The sequence below is a fragment of the Micromonospora sp. SL4-19 genome (assembly GCF_047921475.1).
Taxonomy (GTDB): Bacteria; Actinomycetota; Actinomycetes; order Mycobacteriales; family Micromonosporaceae; genus Micromonospora.
Genome location: NZ_JBLROB010000013.1, coordinates 1 through 16,586, shown reverse-complemented (window position 1 = coordinate 16,586; position 16,586 = coordinate 1). Strand labels below are relative to the sequence as shown.

19 protein-coding genes are annotated in these 16,586 nt (G+C 73.3%); 9 read left to right on the top strand and 10 right to left on the bottom strand.

Annotated features, from left to right (window positions below; genetic code table 11):
- Window positions 1–94 precede the first annotated feature (94 nt).
- Window positions 95–799, bottom strand: coding sequence for a tRNA (guanosine(46)-N7)-methyltransferase TrmB (gene trmB / locus ACNAVT_RS17720; RefSeq protein ID WP_416297584.1), 705 nt, complete (start codon window positions 797–799; stop codon window positions 95–97).
- A gap of 180 nt (window positions 800–979) precedes the next feature.
- Here trmB and ACNAVT_RS17715 point away from each other — a divergent pair, with 180 nt between their 5' ends.
- Both ACNAVT_RS17715 and ACNAVT_RS17710 read left to right on the top strand, forming a co-directional pair.
- On the top strand, window positions 980–1,564 hold the full coding sequence (locus ACNAVT_RS17715) for a hypothetical protein (protein ID WP_416297583.1): 585 nt from the start codon (window positions 980–982) through the stop codon (window positions 1,562–1,564).
- Between the two features lie 8 nt (window positions 1,565–1,572).
- Window positions 1,573–2,232 (top strand): class F sortase, encoded by a 660-nt coding sequence (locus ACNAVT_RS17710; RefSeq protein ID WP_416297581.1) that lies wholly within the window; start codon window positions 1,573–1,575, stop codon window positions 2,230–2,232.
- Here the strand turns inward: ACNAVT_RS17710 and ACNAVT_RS17705 are convergent.
- The 4 genes from ACNAVT_RS17705 to ACNAVT_RS17690 form a co-directional block, all read right to left on the bottom strand.
- Window positions 2,184–2,606: a hypothetical protein gene (locus ACNAVT_RS17705; protein WP_416297579.1), complete on the bottom strand. Its 423-nt coding sequence runs from the start codon at window positions 2,604–2,606 to the stop codon at window positions 2,184–2,186. The genes ACNAVT_RS17710 and ACNAVT_RS17705 overlap by 49 nt on opposite strands.
- Before the next feature lie 71 nt (window positions 2,607–2,677).
- The gene (locus tag ACNAVT_RS17700; protein WP_416297577.1) at window positions 2,678–2,998 is read right to left on the bottom strand and encodes an antibiotic biosynthesis monooxygenase family protein; all 321 of its coding nucleotides are present in this window, start codon (window positions 2,996–2,998) and stop codon (window positions 2,678–2,680) included.
- A 49-nt stretch (window positions 2,999–3,047) separates the two neighbouring features.
- Complete coding sequence (locus ACNAVT_RS17695; protein ID WP_416297575.1) at window positions 3,048–3,845, bottom strand: exodeoxyribonuclease III; 798 nt, start codon at window positions 3,843–3,845, stop codon at window positions 3,048–3,050.
- Window positions 3,846–3,910: 65 nt separating this feature from the next.
- On the bottom strand, window positions 3,911–4,831 hold the full coding sequence (locus tag ACNAVT_RS17690) for a proteasome assembly chaperone family protein (protein ID WP_416297573.1): 921 nt from the start codon (window positions 4,829–4,831) through the stop codon (window positions 3,911–3,913).
- Between the two features lie 422 nt (window positions 4,832–5,253).
- Between ACNAVT_RS17690 and ACNAVT_RS17685 the strand changes: the two genes are divergently transcribed.
- A complete protein-coding gene (locus tag ACNAVT_RS17685; protein ID WP_416297571.1) occupies window positions 5,254–6,183 on the top strand; it encodes a peptidase M23 in 930 nt (309 codons plus the stop codon).
- A gap of 199 nt (window positions 6,184–6,382) precedes the next feature.
- Window positions 6,383–7,120: an EcsC family protein gene (locus ACNAVT_RS17680; RefSeq protein WP_416297569.1), complete on the top strand. Its 738-nt coding sequence runs from the start codon at window positions 6,383–6,385 to the stop codon at window positions 7,118–7,120.
- Between the two features lie 39 nt (window positions 7,121–7,159).
- Here the strand turns inward: ACNAVT_RS17680 and ACNAVT_RS17675 are convergent, their stop codons facing one another.
- Window positions 7,160–7,774 (bottom strand): antibiotic biosynthesis monooxygenase, encoded by a 615-nt coding sequence (locus ACNAVT_RS17675; protein ID WP_416297568.1) that lies wholly within the window; start codon window positions 7,772–7,774, stop codon window positions 7,160–7,162.
- A gap of 227 nt (window positions 7,775–8,001) precedes the next feature.
- Between ACNAVT_RS17675 and ACNAVT_RS17670 the strand changes: the two genes are divergently transcribed.
- From ACNAVT_RS17670 to ACNAVT_RS17655, 4 genes are all read left to right on the top strand, one after another.
- Window positions 8,002–8,265 (top strand): DUF6343 family protein, encoded by a 264-nt coding sequence (locus ACNAVT_RS17670; protein ID WP_416297566.1) that lies wholly within the window; start codon window positions 8,002–8,004, stop codon window positions 8,263–8,265.
- 12 nt (window positions 8,266–8,277) lie between these two features.
- On the top strand, window positions 8,278–9,690 hold the full coding sequence (locus ACNAVT_RS17665) for an NADP-dependent succinic semialdehyde dehydrogenase (protein WP_416297564.1): 1,413 nt from the start codon (window positions 8,278–8,280) through the stop codon (window positions 9,688–9,690).
- A 71-nt stretch (window positions 9,691–9,761) separates the two neighbouring features.
- Complete coding sequence (locus tag ACNAVT_RS17660) at window positions 9,762–11,339, top strand: Na+/H+ antiporter (RefSeq protein WP_416297563.1); 1,578 nt, start codon at window positions 9,762–9,764, stop codon at window positions 11,337–11,339.
- On the top strand, window positions 11,339–11,596 hold the full coding sequence (locus ACNAVT_RS17655; protein ID WP_416297562.1) for a UBP-type zinc finger domain-containing protein: 258 nt from the start codon (window positions 11,339–11,341) through the stop codon (window positions 11,594–11,596). The genes ACNAVT_RS17660 and ACNAVT_RS17655 overlap by 1 nt, the downstream gene beginning before the upstream one ends.
- A gap of 8 nt (window positions 11,597–11,604) precedes the next feature.
- On the opposite strand, the gene ACNAVT_RS17650 is transcribed toward ACNAVT_RS17655, so the two are convergent.
- Window positions 11,605–12,138: a GNAT family N-acetyltransferase gene (locus ACNAVT_RS17650; protein ID WP_416297560.1), complete on the bottom strand. Its 534-nt coding sequence runs from the start codon at window positions 12,136–12,138 to the stop codon at window positions 11,605–11,607.
- A 64-nt stretch (window positions 12,139–12,202) separates the two neighbouring features.
- On the bottom strand, window positions 12,203–12,805 hold the full coding sequence (locus tag ACNAVT_RS17645; protein WP_416297558.1) for an HAD family hydrolase: 603 nt from the start codon (window positions 12,803–12,805) through the stop codon (window positions 12,203–12,205).
- 77 nt (window positions 12,806–12,882) lie between these two features.
- Here ACNAVT_RS17645 and ACNAVT_RS17640 point away from each other — a divergent pair, with 77 nt between their 5' ends.
- Window positions 12,883–13,395: a GNAT family N-acetyltransferase gene (locus ACNAVT_RS17640; protein ID WP_416297556.1), complete on the top strand. Its 513-nt coding sequence runs from the start codon at window positions 12,883–12,885 to the stop codon at window positions 13,393–13,395.
- Window positions 13,396–13,477: 82 nt separating this feature from the next.
- On the opposite strand, the gene ACNAVT_RS17635 is transcribed toward ACNAVT_RS17640, so the two are convergent.
- Together ACNAVT_RS17635 and ACNAVT_RS17630 are read right to left on the bottom strand one after the other, a co-directional pair.
- A complete protein-coding gene (locus ACNAVT_RS17635) occupies window positions 13,478–13,798 on the bottom strand; it encodes a DMT family transporter (protein WP_416297555.1) in 321 nt (106 codons plus the stop codon).
- A gap of 173 nt (window positions 13,799–13,971) precedes the next feature.
- Complete coding sequence (locus ACNAVT_RS17630; protein ID WP_416297765.1) at window positions 13,972–16,581, bottom strand: glycoside hydrolase family 9 protein; 2,610 nt, start codon at window positions 16,579–16,581, stop codon at window positions 13,972–13,974.
- Window positions 16,582–16,586: the final 5 nt, after the last annotated feature.

The window sequence follows — 16,586 nt, the reverse complement described above, 5'->3', positions numbered from 1 at the left end:
TCATGGCCCGCGCGCCAACCCGGCCCCGCCCACCGGGTGGCTGTCGACAAGGGCTCCCTTCACCACGCCAGGCGTCGACAGGGACCCCTCGCTTTCACCGTCGGCGGTGGATGAGGTCGAAGATGTCGCGGCCGGCGGTGAGGGCGCGGCGCTCGAACTTGGTCACCGGGCGGTGCGGCGGGCGGGGGGCGTAGTCGCCGTGCACGTCGACCAGTTCCGGGTCGGCGGTCAGCGTCTCCCGCATCGACGCGGCGTACTCGGCCCAGTCGGTGGCGCAGTGCAGCGTCCCGCCAGGGGCCAGCCGGGAGCGCAGCAGCGCCACGTGCGCCGGCTGGATGATCCGGCGCTTGTGGTGGCGCGCCTTCGGCCAGGGGTCGGGGAAGAACACGTGCACCGCGGCCAGCGAGCCCTCCGGCATCATCCGGACCAGGTCCAGTGCGTCGCCCTGGGCCACCCGGACGTTGCCCAGCCCGTGCCGTTCGACCAGGTCCAGCAGGTTGCCGATTCCGGGCGTATGTACCTCTACCGCCAGATAGTGTCGGTCCGGGTCGGCCGCCGCCATCGTGGCGGTGGCGTCGCCCATGCCGGAACCGATCTCCAGCACCATCGGAGCCCGCCGCCCGAACAGCGCCGTCGGATCGAACGGTCCGTCGAGGTCGGCGATCTCCACGCCGTACGTGGGCCAGAGCCGAGCCAACGCGTCGCGCTGTCGCTCGCTCATCCGGCCGCGGCGCGGATGGAAGGTGCGGATGCCGGCGGCGTGGGCCGGCGGCGCGGGGTTCTGGTCGATGGTGGTCACAGCGACCCGAGCGTACGCGACCGTTGCCGCCGATCGGATGTGATGTTCGACCTGGGATGAGAGGATTCATCCACGGCAGGACGGGTGGCTCGCCGCTCGACACCGCCGACGCGACGGCTCCGGTCGCGGCGCGGCGTCAGACGCGCCGAGCTGGAGTTGTCGGGGAGCCCGGGAGGGGTCATGGTGTCAGTCACACGACGGGCGGCGCTGCTGATCGCGGCGGCCGCGGGCACCGTCCCCCTGCTCGGGGCGGCGCCCGCACTGGCCGGTCCGCCTCCCGCCGCGCTGCCCGCCGCCGGGCCGACCGCCGATCCGCAGGATCAGGACCAGCGGCCGTCCGGTGACGTCGTCTTCGTCGAGGTCACCCCCAGCACTGTGGAACCCGGTTTCCTGGTCGGCATCCGGGCGAGCTGTCGGGACAACTCGGTGCCGGCGATCGTGATCTCCGACGCCTTCGGCCGGGTCCAGGTGCAGCCGCAGCGCGGGCTGCTCACCGCCTCGCCGATGGTCAGCGAACGTACCCGCCCCGGCAACTACCGCGTCAAGCTGGAGTGCCCGAGCGGGCAGACCGCCTCGACGATGCTCCAGGTCGTCAAGGCCGTACAGCCCAGCCGCGGGCCGGCGACCGGCTTCGGCGGGACCGCCGGGATCGGCCTGGGTGGCCTCCTGGTGCCGGTCGGGCTGGCGCTGACCGTGGCCGGGGCGGTCGTCGGCGTGGCGGCCGCGCGCCGCCCGCGTACCGTCCGCGATTCCGTGCACCGCTGAGCCGCGCCATGGCCGTCCACTCCGCCCCACAGCCGTCCACCGGGGGCCGGCCGAGCGGGCGCCGTCCCTGGTCGGCGCCGCTCGCCGTGGTGCTGGTGCTGGTCGGGGTGTTCGCCACCGGGGCCGGGCTGGGCCGTACCGTCGGCCCGTTCGACTGGGCGGCGACCGGTTCGACGCAGCGCCCGGCCGAGCCGGCCCGGAGCCGACCGGCGGCGAGCCGACCGGTGAGCCTCTCCGTGCCGGCGATCAAGGTGACCGCGCCGATCACCCCGGTCGGCCAGGCGAAGGACGGCTCGGTGGACGTCCCGCCGCTGAGCCAGCACAACCAGACCGGCTGGTACGACCGCGGCCCGGTTCCTGGTGAACCGGGTCGGGCGATCATCGTCGGGCACGTGGACACCAAGCGCGGGCCAGCCGTCTTCTATCGCCTGCGCGACCTCAAGCCCGGTGACCGGATCGAGGTGACCCGAGCGGACCAGAGCGTGGCGACCTTCAAGGTCGACACCGTCGAGTTGTTCGACAAGGCCGACCTCCCCGCCGACCGCGTGTACGGCGACCAGGGCCCGCCCGGCCTGCGTCTGATCACCTGCGGCGGCGACTGGGTCGGCGGGCGGACCGGCTACCAGGACAACGTGATCGCCTTCGCGTCCCTGCTCGACGACGCCTGACCGGCCCGGCGGGCGAGCGACCCCAGCGCGAGCAGCTGTGCCACCACCAGCAGCGTGACCGGGGCCAGCCACCACAGCCCGAGGTCGGCGCGGATCGTGACGGCCAGGAGAGCGCCTCCGGCCAACGCCAGGCCGCCCAAGAGCCAGCCGATGAGGCCACGTAGCGCCGCCCGGTGACGCCAGATCAGCCAGACGACCGGCAGCCACGCGACCACCGCGATGACCATCCCGAGGAAGTCCACCAGGGAAGGCCCGTGCGCCCGGCTGAACGAGAACAGCCGGGGCCCCGAGTCCGGCAGCGCGATCAACAAGCCACCCGCAGCCGACCCAACCAGCCAGACAAGGATGCGACTGAGCACCGGGGGAGGCGTCATGTCGGCATCGTCGCACCCCGCCCCCACCACAGCCCGCCCCGCGCGGCCGCTCCACGCCTGGTTCGGGTTGCTCAGCCCTTGCCCGGCACCTGCTGGACCACCTCGAACTCCAGCAGCGCGGCACCGGTGGCGACCGGCTTGCGTGGCTCGCCACCCTCACCGCCGGCGTGCGCGGCGCGCGACGGCCCCTGCGCCCACGCCTGGTAGGCGTCCTCGGACTCCCACCGGGTGTAGACGAAGTAGCGGTTCTCCCCGGAGACCGGGCGGAGCAGCTCGAAGCCGAGGAAGCCGGGGGAGTTCTCCACCGCGCCGGCCCGGGCGGCGAACCGCTTCTCCAGCTCCGCGCCGGCGCCCGGCGGGACGTCGATCGCGTTGATCTTCACGACTGCCATGGCTCCACCCTAACCAGCCGAGCAGGGCGTGGTCCGGCTCGCGCGCTGCTCAGAACGCCTCGACTGCCGGCACCAGGTCGGCGTCCACCACGATCGGGGCGTGGTCCGAGGGGCCCTTGCCCTTGCGCGCCTCCCGGTCGACGTACGCGGAACGGACCGCGCGGGTGAACGGGGCGGAGGCGTAGACCAGGTCGATCCGCATGCCCTTGTTCTGGTGGAACATGCCCGCCCGGTAGTCCCAGTACGTGTACGGGTGCGGGCCCTTCATCGGGGTGGGCACCACGTCGCTGAGCCCGAGGTCGCGCAGCGCGGCGAGGGCCGCGCGCTCGGGCGGGGTGACGTGGGTGGCGGCGACGAAGAGCGCCGGATCCCAGACGTCGGCGTCGGTCGGTGCGACGTTGAAGTCCCCGCAGACGGCCAACGGCGCTCCGGCGGTCAGCTCCGGTTCCAGCGCGTCCCGCAGCGCCGCCAGCCAGGCCAGCTTGTAGACGTAGTGCGGGTCTTCGGGGGCGCGGCCGTTCGGCACGTACACCGACCAGACCCGCAGCCCGTCGCACGTGGCCGAGATGGCCCGGGCCTCCGGCAGCGGGAAGCCCGGCTCGCCGGGGAAGCCGACCGCCACGTCGGCCAGCCCGATCCGGGAGAGGACGGCCACCCCGTTCCACCTGCCGTCGCTGTGGCTGGCCGCCTCGTAACCCAGCTCGCCCACCTCGGCGACCGGGAACGCCCCGTCGGGGCACTTGGTCTCCTGCAGGCAGACGACATCGGGCTTCGTGGTGGCCAGCCAGTCCAGCAGCCGCGGGAGGCGGGCCTTCACCGAGTTGACGTTCCAGGTCGCCAGGCGCATGCCTCCAGCCTGCCGCATCGCCGGCCGGCTTGCCGGGCCGGCGGTGCGGGCTGTCGCGCGGATGCTCAGCGCTCCGGGGCGTCGCCCGGACGGGTCTGCTCGGCGAGGAAGCGTTCCAGCTCGGCACCGAGTTCGTCGGCGGTGGGCAGCGGGCCGGTCTCGGCCGCGAGCAGGTTCTTCTCGCCGCGCCCCCGGGCGAACGCGTCGTACTGCTCTTCCAGGGCCTGGACCAGGGTGGCCGCCTCCTCGGTCTGGGCGACCTGGCGGTCGATCTCCACCCGGACCACCTCGGCGGCGGAGCGCAGGCCGTCCGAGGGCAGCAGCAGCCCGGTGCCGCGGGACACCGCGGCGAGCAGCGCCTCGGCGGCGGCCGGGTACTCGGCCTGGGCGACGTAGTGCGGCACGTGGGCGGCGAAGCCGAGGGCGTCGCGGCCCTGCTCGCCGAGGCGGTACTCCAGCAGGTGGCCGACGCTGCCGGGCACCTGGACCCGCTGGAGCCACGGCTCGTGCCCGGCGATCAGTTCGCGGCGGGTCGCGTGCGCGGTGACGCCGCTGGGCCGGGTGTGCGGCACCGCCATCGGAATCGAGTTGAGCCCGACGGTGAGCCGGACGCCGAGCCGGCCGGCCAGGCCGGCGACCGCGGCCACGAAGCGTTCCCACTGCAGGTCCGGCTCCGGGCCGGTGAGCAGCAGGAACGGGGTCTCGGCGTCGTCGTGCAGGAGGTGCAGCTCCAGTGCCGGTGCGTCGTAGTCGGCCCAGTGGTCCTCGACGAAGGTCATCACCGGCCGGCGGGAGCGGTAGTCGAAGAGCTGGTCGATGTCGAAGCGGGCGATCGGCCGCGCCTCGAGGGAGGTGAGCAGCTGCTCCCGGGCCAGCCGGGTGGCGCTGCCGGCGTCGACGAAGCCGGTGAGCGCCTGGATCAGCACCGGCTGGCCGAGGTCGGGCAGATCGTCGGTGAGTTCGTAGAGCTCGTGTGGGTCGAGCACCGGTGGAGACCTCCCTGGGAACGCGCGTACGGGTGGGCCGTGTGGCACGACCTTCCCGTCCGGGCCAACGTACCGGCCGCCGTGGTCCATTCCGTTACGGGCCGGAGGATGATCACGATTTGGCCACGCCGCACGCTGGGTGGCTCGAAAACCCTGATCTTGCTCGTTCATCCGCCGATAGGGCGATGTTGGCATTCGGCCGAAAGGCTGAGTTTGTCGATCATTGAACAGCGTCCGGGTCGTTGCGAGGTTCCTGCCTCGAGGGGTGCAGCTCCGTACGGACCGGAGGTTCGACCGCTTCGCGAAGGCTCACCCGAGCCGCCCCGGGCTGTGGCGGCGCGTCCAGAATGGGAGCCGGGAAGTGTGGCAAGGGTCACGCCGCCATCCGCTTTTGCGGGGATTTCTCCCCTTAGCCTCGTCGAATGCGTAACGACGGCACCCTCGACGACCAACACGGCCTCGACGGATCGATTGACCGTTCGGACGATGATTGCTTCACCGTTCGGTCAACCGGTTCCCTGGAGTCGGCCACCCCCCGGCGCTTCTCCCTCGGCTCCCTCCGTACCCGCTCCGGGAAGCTCGCTAACCCCCTCGCCGCCCGGCCCGGGCGGACCCGGCTGGCGGTCGCCACCGGCGCGGTCTGCTGCCTCGGCCTGCTCGGCGGCGGCCTGATCGGCGCCGGCGGCAACGACCGCTCGGAGACCCCCGCGGCGGCGCAGGAGATCGCCCAGCGGGCGGTCGCCGACGCCGCCTCCCGCGGCATGGCCCGCCAGGCAACCGACCCGAGCACACCGACCGCCGACCCGGACGTCGCCTCGGCGGCGACGGCGCAGCCCACGCCGACCGCTAAGCCCACGCCGACCGCGAAGCCCAAGCCGAAGCCCAAGCCGAAGCCGAAGCCCAAGCCGACGCGGATCGCCCCGGTGGCCGGGCTGGACCAGGACCAGATGAACAACGCCACCACGATCGTGCGGACCGGCCGGGACATGGGCGTGCCGCGCCGCGGCCTGGTCATCGCGGTGGCCACCGCGATGCAGGAGAGCAACCTCTACAACTACGCCAGCGGCGTGCTGCCCGAGTCGCAGAACTACCCGCACCAGGCCATCGGCTGGGACCACGACTCGGTCGGGCTGTTCCAGCAACGGCCGAGCAGCGGCTGGGGCGCGGTGGGCGACCTGATGAAGCCGGCGTACGCCACGAGGCAGTTCCTCTCCGCGCTGCTGGAGATCCCCGGCTGGCAGGACATGGCGCTCACCGATGCCGCCCAGGCCGTACAGGTCTCCGCCCTCCCGTGGGCCTACGCCCAGCACGAATGGCGGGCCACCGAGGTCGTCAACGCGGTCCTCGGCTGACCGGGCGGGGCTCGGCGGTCACCATGGACGGTTGGCGGGAACGGCGATCCCCGGGTTCCGGGGATCGCCGGTCCCGGGTAAACATGACGGAGGATCGCGGACCGGAGGGACGACATGTTGCTGAAGCAGCTCGCCAGCCGGCCGGCCCTCCGTCGCTGACCCGCAGTACGCCCCGCAGCTCGACCATCGGGAGCCCCTCGTGACCGACCCCGTACCTGTCGACGGCGAGTCCCTCCTGCCCACGCCGCCGGTGGCGCCAGAGGACGCCCCTGAGGCACCACCGGCGACGCTCTGGGATCGGATGCGGGACGACCCGCAGTACGCCCCGGAGCACCTGGCCCTGGAGGCGGTCCGCCGGCTCGGGCCGGAGGCGGCGCAGTGGGCCGCCCGGGAGCGGGCGCAGCGCCCGGACCTGGCTGCCGACGCGCTGGCCGACCAGGCGGTCCGTAAGTTCATCAACCAGGCCCGGCTCTCCGGCGCCGTCTCCGGCGCGGCCGGGCTGCCCGGCGCGGTGATCGACGTGGGCGTGCTGGCCTGGACCCAGGCCCGGCTGGTGCTGCACGTGGCCGCCGCGTACGGCGTCGATCCGGTCCACCCCGACCGGGCGGCCGACCTGCTCGTGCTGCAGAAGGTGCACAAGGTCGCCGAGAGCGCCCGGCTCGCCCTCGGTGTGGCCGCCGGGCGGGAGCGGGCCGTCGCCCTGTTCGGGATGGCCGGGGCGCGCCCGCTCGGCAAGGTGATGCTGCAGTTGGGCGTCCGGCTGGCCCGGATGGCCGGCGTGCGCGCGGCGAAGCGGATCTTTGCCAAGGTGGTCCCCGGCGCCGCGATCATCCTTGGCACCTGGGCCAACTCCTCGGCCACCCGGGACCTCGCCGACCGGGCCCGGGTGCTGTACCGCGGCGACCCGGGGCGCCTGCCCGGGCAGCGCCGCCCCTGACGACCGGGCCACCCACCGCGCCGGGAGCCGTCGGTCAGGTCAGCGCGCGGGGCGCCGCCACGGCACCGGCTGGCCGTGCAGCCACCAGTACAGCGCCCGGGTGATCCGGGGCAGCACCAGGTAGGTCATCAGCGGGGTCAGGCAGAGCGTCATCAGCAGCGTCCGGACCGCCAGCGGCACGTCGGCGATGAACCTCGCGCTGAGCAGGGTCGCGGTGAGGCTCAGCGGGAAGAACGCCAGCCAGATGGTCACCGCCTGCTTCCACCGGGGCGGGGTGGCCGCCACCGCCGGCGAGGAGTCGCCCGCCATCAGGGTCTCCACCACGTGGTCCACCGGCGGGTCGAACCAGCCCTCGATGCCGGTGCGACGCTCGACCCGGGTGTGCTCGACCATGCCCTGCGCCGAGGTCAGCCACCAACGTCGCTGCGGCGACTCCTCCCAGCGGCGCAGCGTCTCGTCGTCGGCGAACCGGTACATCACGTGCCACTCGGGCGACCCGGGAGCGCTGCGTACGAACCCGGCGCCCAGGAAGCCGGGGAAGCTCTCGGCCAGCGCCGTGCCGGCTCGCATCCACGCCACCATCTCGTCGGTGCGCGCGGGGTCGGCGCGTCGGGCGACGGCGACGGTCACCGGCGCCGCGTGCGTCATGGTCATGCCCTCATCCTTCCCGCCGCCGTCGATATCGGCACCGGCTTGTAACGCACCCCACCGGGCCGTCACATCCACCGGACACCGCCTCGGTGGCCGGGATCACCCGCCGCGCCCGGGCGGGGCCTGTCCCCTGCGGGCGGCCCGGCGAGAAGGGCCGGCCGCGGTGGGGTCGGTGGCCGGCAGCCGGGGGGAGTCGGTTAGCGCCGCCCCTGCGGGGGTAGCTCGGAAGGATGACGCGATCACAGCCTCGCCGTGCCCGTGGCACGGTCGGCCACGCGTACAGTGCCCTGAACCTGCGGCTCGCGCTCGCCCTCTTCGGGCTGGTCATCATGACCCTCTTCGCGGTGCTCGCCTTCGCGGCCCACGTGGCCTGGTTGGGCGTCGTCTGCGCGGTCTTCGCCGTCGTGGCCGCGGTCGACCTTGTCGTCATCCAGCGCCGCCGCGCAGCCCGCCGCCGCGAGGAGCCGGGTGCGCGGCACTCACTGTTCGAGTGACAGGAGTACGCCATGCCCATCGCCACCACCAATCCCGCCACCGGACAGGTGCTCAAGACGTACGACCCGATGTCGGACGAGCAGGTCGACGCGGCCATCGGACGGGCCGACCTGGCCTTCCGGCAGTTGCACGGCACCACCATCGCCCAGCGGGCCCAGTGGCTCACCGCCGCGGCCGACCTGCTGGAGGCCGAGCGGGACGAGACCGCCCGGCTGATGACCACCGAGATGGGCAAGACGTACGCAGCGGCCCGGGCCGAGGTGACCAAGTGCGCCACCGCCTGCCGGTTCTACGCCGGGCATGCCGAGCGGATGCTCGCCGACGAGCCGGCCGATGCGGGAGCGGTCGGGGCGAAGCGGGCCTTCGTCCGGTACCAGCCGATCGGGCCGGTACTCGCGGTGATGCCCTGGAACTTCCCGCTCTGGCAGGTCATGCGCTTCGCCGCACCGGCCCTGATGGCCGGCAACGCCGGCCTGCTCAAGCACGCCTCCAACGTGCCGCAGGTCGCCCTCTACCTGGAGGATCTGTTCCGCCGGGCCGGCTTCCCCGAGGGCGCGTTCACGACGCTGCTGGTCGGCTCGGACGCCGTCGACCGGATCCTCAGCGACCCCCGGGTCCGCGCGGCCACCCTCACCGGCAGCGAGGGCGCCGGCCGCTCGATCGCCAAGATCGCCGGTCGGGAGCTGAAGAAGACCGTGCTGGAACTCGGCGGTAGCGACCCGTTCGTGGTGATGCCCTCGGCCGACCTGGACCGCGCCGCCGAGGTGGCCACGACCGCCCGCTGCCAGAACAACGGCCAGTCCTGCATCGCCGCCAAGCGGTTCATCATCCACTCCGACGTCTTCGACGCCTTCGCGGAGAGGTTCGCCGCGAGGATGTCCGCGCTCACGGTCGGCGACCCGATGGACGACGGCACCGACGTCGGCCCGCTGGCGACCGACCGGGGCCGCGCGGAGGTGTACGGGCAGGTCCAGAACGCGGTGGACAACGGCGCGACGATCCTCTGTGGTGGGGAACTGCCCGCCGGGGACGGGTGGTTCTACCCGCCGACAGTGGTCACCGACCTGCGGCCGGAGATGCGAATGTGGTCCGAGGAGGTCTTCGGCCCCGTCGCCGGCCTCTTCCGGGCGTCGTCGTACGAGGAGGCGATCGAGATCGCCAACGGCACCAAGTTCGGCCTCGGCTCGAACGCCTGGACCACCGACCCGGCCGAGCAGGAGCGCTTCGCCGCCGACCTGGACGCCGGCAGCGTCTTCATCAACGGCATGACCACGTCCTATCCCGACCTGCCGTTCGGCGGCGTGAAGAACTCCGGCTACGGGCGCGAGCTGTCCGCCGTGGGCATGCGGGAGTTCTGCAACACCAAGACCGTCTGGCTGGGCGAGGGCGCGCCGTCGGCAGGTGCCGGCGCCCACGCCGAGTAGCCGGGACCGGCGGTCGCCTCTCGGGAACGGCGATCGGGGAACGACTGCGCCGACACCTACGCTCGTATCCCATGGAACCCCTCATCGAGGTCGTGGTCTTCCTCGCGATCGCGACGTTCGGCGCGGCGCTGGCCCGCCGGCTCGGCGTGCTCGCGCCGATCCTGCTGGTGGTGCTCGGTCTCGTCCTGTCCTTCCTGCCCGGCTTCCCGCACGTGCGGCTCGACCCGAACCTGGTGCTGGTGGGCATCCTGCCGCCGTTGCTCTACGTGGCGGCCCTGGAGACGTCGGTGCCGGCGTTCCGGCTCAACCTGCGGCCGATCCTGCTGCTCGCGATCGGGTTGGTGATCTTCACCGCCTTCGTGGTGGGCACCGTGGTGCACCTGCTCCTGCCCGGCCTGCCGTACGCGATATGCCTGGCCCTCGGCGCCGTGGTGGCGCCGCCCGACGCGGTCGCCGCCACCGCGGTGGCCCGCAAGGTCGGGCTGCCCCGGCGGATCGTGACCATCCTCGAAGGCGAGAGCCTGGTCAACGACGCCACCGCGCTGGTGCTGCTCCGGGTCGCGACCGTCGCCGCCACCACGGCCTCCGGGCACGTCGGGGCCCTCGACGTGGGCCGGGAGGTGCTGGTCGCCGCCGGCGGGGGCATCCTCGTCGGCCTGCTCGGCGTGGTGGTCTTCGGTTACCTGCACAAGCGGATCACCGACCCGGTGCTGGACAACGCGCTGTCGCTGATCGTGCCGTTCGCGGTGGTCTTCGCCGCCGAGGAGATCCACGCCTCCGGGGTGGTGGCGGTGGTGGTGACCGGCCTCGGTATCGGCCACCGGATGCCGCTGCTGATGTCGGCCGCCTCCCGGCTCCAGGTCGACGCGTTCTGGCGACTGATCCGGTTCCTGCTGGAGGGGCTGGTGTTCCTGCTGGTCGGCCTGCAACTGCGGGAGGTTGTCCGCAACCTCGACGAGCCGTTCGGCTTCCTGTTCTGGATCACCGCGGCCGTGCTGCTCGCGGTCGTCCTGGCCCGCTTCGTCTGGCTCTTCCCGGCCACCTACCTGGCCCTGCTGGCGCCCCGGATCCGGGGCAGGGAACCCGAGCCGAGGGCGGTGTTCCCCATCGTCATCGGCTGGGCCGGGATGCGTGGTGTGGTCACCCTCGCCGCCGCCCTCGCCCTGCCGCTCACCCTGGCCGACGGCCGGGCGTACCCGCGGCCGCTGTTCATCTGGCTGGCGTTCGCGGTGATCGTGGTGACCCTGGTCGGGCAGGGCGCCACCCTGCCGGCCGTGGCCCGGAAGGTCAAGCTGCCGCCCGACGACCCGGTGCAGGACGCCCTCTCCGCCGCCGCCGTGCAGCAGCAGGCCGGCCGGGCGGCCCGGGAACGCCTGGAGGAGCTGGCCGAGGGCGCGCCGGCGGCGGTCGTCGACCGGCTGCGCGGGCTGGTGCGCAGCCGCACCAATCTGGCCTGGGAACGGCTCGGTGGCACCGAGCGGGAAACCCCGTCCCAGGCGTACGGCCGGCTGCGGCAGGAGATGATCGACGCCGAGCGGGAGGTCTTCCGGGCCGCCCGCGACGCCGGAAAGATTCCGCAGGAGGTACTGGTCCGCGCCTATCGTGACCTGGACCTGGAGGAGTCGTTGCTGCGACGGGAGAGCGACTGATGAGCTGCCAGCACCTGGCCGAGGCCGGCGACGTCCAGCCGCGGACCATCACCGAGTGCCCGGACTGCGTGGCCGTCGGGAACCCCGACTGGGTGCACCTGCGGTCCTGCCTGACCTGTGGGCACGTCGGCTGCTGCGACTCCTCCCCGCACCAGCACGCCACGACGCACTTCGAGGCCACCGGGCACCCGGTGATGCGGTCGGTCCAGCCCGGGGAGTCGTGGCGTTGGTGCTTCGTCGACGAGGAGATCGGCTGAGGCGGCCGTCAGTCGAGCCGGCGTTCCAGCACCTGGCCGGGCCACGGCTGCCGGCCCGGGCGGTCGACCGTGAACGGGTCGGTGGCGGTGAAGCCGCAGCTCTCGTAGAAGCGCACCAGCGCCCGGTCGTCGCCGCCGTAGCAGTCCACCCGCAGCAGCCCCAGGCCGCGCTCGCGGGCCAGGTCCGCCGCGTACGCCAGCAGCCGCGCCCCGATCCCGCGGCCCGCGTGCGTCCGGTCGGCGACGAGCAGGTTGACGTACAGCTCCGGCCCGGTGGCCGGCGGCACGTAGTCGGTGGCCGCCCCCACCACCAGGGCGCCCACGGCGGTGTCGCCGAGCATGGCCAGGTACAGGCCACCGCCGGCCGCCCATGCGTCGGCCTGGGCGATCCGGCGCGGATCGGCCGACGCGGGCTCGGTGCCCCACTGGCCGGTCCGGCCCTGCGCCGCCAGCCAGGCGGTGGCGGTGTCGAGCAGCCGCAGCACGGTGGCGGCGTCGTCCGGCCCGCCCGGTCGGATGGTGATGATCTGCTGGTCGGTCATGCGGCCATGCTGCTACACCGTCACCGGACGCCTGTCGGCGGAAGGGGGTACGCGGCTGACGGCGTCACGCCGCCGCGGCCCGCTTCCACGGCTGCGGTACGCGGACCGATGCCATGCCCGCCGCCGTCGCCGCCTGGATGCCCAGGTCGGTGTCCTCGAAGACCAGGCAGTCCGCCGGGGGTACGCCGAGCCGCTGGGCGGCGAGCAGGAACGCCTCCGGGTCGGGCTTGGCCCGGGTGTAGTCCCCGGCGCAGACCAGCGTGTCGAAGCGGTCGAGCAGATCCAGCGTGTGCAGCGAGGCGGTGACGGATTCCCGGGTGCTGCCGGAGACGACGGCGAAGGGGACCCGTCCGTGCGCGTCCTCGATGTGCGCCAGCACCTCCGGCACGGCGGTCAGGTCGGGCAGCGACCGCTGGTACAGCTCCTCCTGGCGCCGCGCGACCGTGTCGACCGGCATGGCCAGCCCGTGCCGCTCGTTGAGCGTGGCGATGATGTCGGCGATCGGCCGGCCGCCCCAGGCGTAGAAGAGTTCCTCGGGGAACTCGCAGCTCCACTCGTCCAGCGCCGAACACCACGCCGTGTAGTGCAGCGGCATCGAGTCGGCGATGGTGCCGTCGCAGTCGAACAGGTACGCGCGGAAGTCGCCGGGCGGCAGGGGGATGGCCATCGGTGCAGGGTACTGGTACTGCGGTCGCCGGAAATGCGGTGGCCCGGACCCGTGCCGCTCTGCTTGGGTCGGGCAGCGTGGAGCGCAGCAGGATCGCCCGGGCCGACGAGTTGACCGAGGTGCAGCGGATCGAGGTGGACTCCGGGGCGCCGTTCCGGGAGATCGGCATGGCTGACGTCGCCGACATGCCACCGCTGCCGCTGGACGTGCTGGCCGACTGCCAGCGGGCCGGCCGGGTGTTGGTGGCGGTGGACGCCGGGGACCGGCCGGTCGCCTTCGCGGTGGTCGACCTGGTGGACGGCTGCGCGCACGTCCAGCAGCTCAGCGTGGATCCCGCGTACGCCCGGCGGGGGATCGGACGGGGGCTGCTCGACGAGGTGGCCGGGTGGGCCGCCGTGCGGGGGCTGCCGGCGTTGACGCTGACCACGTTCCGCAGCGTGCCGTGGAACGGGCCGTACTACGCACGCTGCGGGTTTCGCGAACTGACCGGCGGTGAGGTCACCCCGGGGCTGGCCGAGCTGCTGGCGGTGGAGGCGGCGATGGGGCTGGACCCGGCCGACCGGATCGCCATGCGCCGGCAGGTCGGCTGACCGTCAGCGGGCTCGCCCGAGTCCATGGGCGCCACCATCGCCTACGCACCGGAGGGCGACCACCGGGTTTCGCCCGGCTGCCTCAGTGGGCGCCACCGAGGTTGAGCACGACCACCCCGGCGATCACCAGGCCGGCGCCGGCCACCTTGGCGACGCTGAGCGGCTCGCCCAGGAAGGCCGCGCCGATCGCCATGATCGCGGCGGTGCCGAGCCCGGACCAGATCGCGTACGCGACGCCGACCGGGATCTCCTTCACCGCCAGGGCGAGCAGCCCGAACGACGACACGTACGCCACCGCCAGGCCGACCGTGGGCCAGAGCCGGGTGAAGCCGTCGGTCGCCTTGAGCAGGCTGGTGCCGATCACCTCGGCGGTGATCGCGGCCAGCAGGAACACGTATGCCATGACTTTCCTTCGCGTCGAGGGTGCTCCCTACACTGCCGCATGCTGTTCGATGCGCAGCCCACCCTGTCGGCGCGACCCGGCCGGCTGACGGGCGACAACTTCGGGGAAGGTGCTGGGTCTGCCCACGGTGGTGGCAGCAACTTGCCCGAAGTTGCTGCCACCACGACCGTTCCTCAGGACACGGTGCAGGCCACCCCGTTGAGGGTGATCAGGGTGGGGGCGGGGTTGGGGCCGCCGGAGGTGGCACCGAGCAGGCCGAAGGTGACCGTGCCGCCCGGGGCGATCTTCGCGTTCCACGACTCGTTCTTCGCGGTCACCGTGGCGCCGGACTGGGTGAGCTTCGCCGACCAGAAGTCCCGCACCTGCTGATCGCCGGTGAAGGCCCACCGCAGGCTCCAGCCGTCCACCGGCGAGGTGCCGGTGTTGCGGACGGTGACCTGGGTGTTGAAGCCGTCCGGCCAGCTCCCGTGGGTGGTGTACGTGACGGCGCAGGCCGGGGCCGGCACCGTCGCCGCGTCGCCCTGGTCGGCGAGGAAGGACGCCAGCCAGGCCAGCGCCGAGTTCCAGTTGATCGCCACCTCGTTGGTCGAGTACGAGTTGATGTCGTCGACGTAGCAGAACATCGGCTGGCAGCCGGCCAGCAGGTTGGCCGCGTACGGGTCCTGGAGGGCGGCGTTCGGGCCGCCGGCGAGGGAACCGGCGGGCGGGTGCGGCAGGTTCGGGTCCAACTGGTGGCCGTAGAGCCGGCTGTGCTGGTTCTGCGCCGCGTGCTCACCCCACCCGGTCACGTACGAGACGTTCAGCGCGTTGCGGCCGAGCAGGTAGTCGGCCGTCTGCACCGCCCCGTCCCGGTACTTCGCGTTCCGGGTCAGGTCGAAGGCGGTGCCGAGCACGACCGCGTTGTTGATGATGTTGCTGTTGCCGCCCCAGACGTACGCGCCGGCCGTGCCGGGCAGCGGCAGCCCGTACGCCTGGCCGCGCAGGGTGGCCAGGTAGCGGTCGGCGGCGGCGGTCACCGAGGCGCGGACCCGGGCCTGCTCGGCGGCCGGCAGCCCGTTCGGCACGGTGGCCAGGTCGAGCCGGCCCAGCGCGGCCACGCTCTGCCAGCCGAACGCGCCCCCGGCGTCGAAGACCTCGGCGGTGTGCAGCGGCGAGGCGGTGAGGTCGGTCAGGTACGCCCGCTCCCCGGTGGTCAGCCACAGCTCGACGGCCGCCCAGTAGAACTCGTCGGTGACGTTCGAGTCGTCGTACGCGCCGCCGCCGTTGCCGTCGGCCGCCGACGCGTAGATCGCCGGGTGCGCCTTGGCCGCCGCGTACCCGGTCTTCGCCGCGGTGCGGCAGCGGGCCGCGAAGGCGGCGTCGTACGGGGCGAAGAGCCGGGCGCACTGGGCGGCGACGGCGGCCAGGTTGAGGGTGGCCGCGGTGGACGGCGGGTGCAGCTCGCGCGGCTGCGGGTCGTCCTGCGGGGCGAGTGGCAGCCCGGTCCAGTTCCGGTCGTGGATCTTGTGGTGGGCCATCCCGGCGAGGGGCCGGCCGGCCGGGACCTGCATCCGCAGCAGGAACTCCAGCTCCCAGCGGGCCTCGTCGAGGATGTCCGGGACCGTGTTGCCCCGCTCGGGCACCCGCAGCGTGGCGTCGCCGAGCGGCGCGCCCCCGGCGGCGGTCTCCGCGGTCTTGCTCCGCTCGAACGCGTTGAGGAGCTGGTAGGTGGCGATGCCGCCGTTGACGACGTACTTGCCGTGGTCGCCGGCGTCGTACCAGCCGCCGCGCACGTCGAGCCGGTAGTCGCAGACGCCGGGCTGGCAGGGCACGTCGGTGTCGCCCTGGTTGGGTGCCACGCCGAGGTGACCGGCCGGGCGGGCGTACCCGGCGCCGATCAGATCACCGTCGATCGCGGTGCCGCTGCGCTGGGCGTAGAAGAACTGGAGCGAGTCGGCGCGCAGCCGGTCGTAGAGGGTGCCGGAGATGTCGAACGGGTGGCTGGCCTCCCCGTCGACGACCAGCGTGTAGCCGGTGCCCGGGGTGCGGTACGCCGAGAGGTCGACGGTCTGCACGTTCTGCTGCGAGGCCGCGTCCACGCCGCGCGGGGTGGTCTCGCCGCTGGCCACCACGGCCCCGACCGCGGACCTGAGCTGCCAGGTGAGCGGGTCGGTGGCGTCGGTGACCACGGTGGCGTTCTTGGGTCCGCCCGGCAGGTAGCCGACCTGGTTGACCCGCACCCGCGGCCCGGTGTCCGGCTCGTACGGCGGGGCCGCCTCACCGCCGCGCAGCGAGACGTTGTCCAGGCACACCGTCTGCGCCTGCGGGCTGCCGCCGATCTGGAAGATGAGCTGGGCGCCGGGGTTGTCGGCCGGGGCGGTGAACGTCTTGACGACGTGCTGCGCGGTGGCGGTCGCGGCGGCGCTGACGCTGGCGTACGTGGTGTAGGGCGCGCTGCCGAGCTGGAGCACCGCCGTGAGGGCCGTCCCCGGGGTGGCGGACACGTCGAAGGAGAGCTCGTACTCGGCGCCCGCGATCAGTGGCACGGCGTCCTGGCCGATGCCGGCGTCCCAGGGGTTCGCCAGGCCGCCGGGGACGGTGGTGCAGAGCCGGCCGTCGCTGACCCCGAGGTCGCCGGTGCCGTATCCGAACCAGGGGGACGTGCCGGCGCTGAAATCGCCGTTGCGCAGCTGTTCGGGGGCGTCCGGGGGTACCTCGGCGTGGGCGGGGCCGGCGGTGGCGCCGATGAGGACCAGGGTTGTGGTCGCGGCGAGCGCCGCGAAGTGACGTCGGGATGGGATCACGGAGG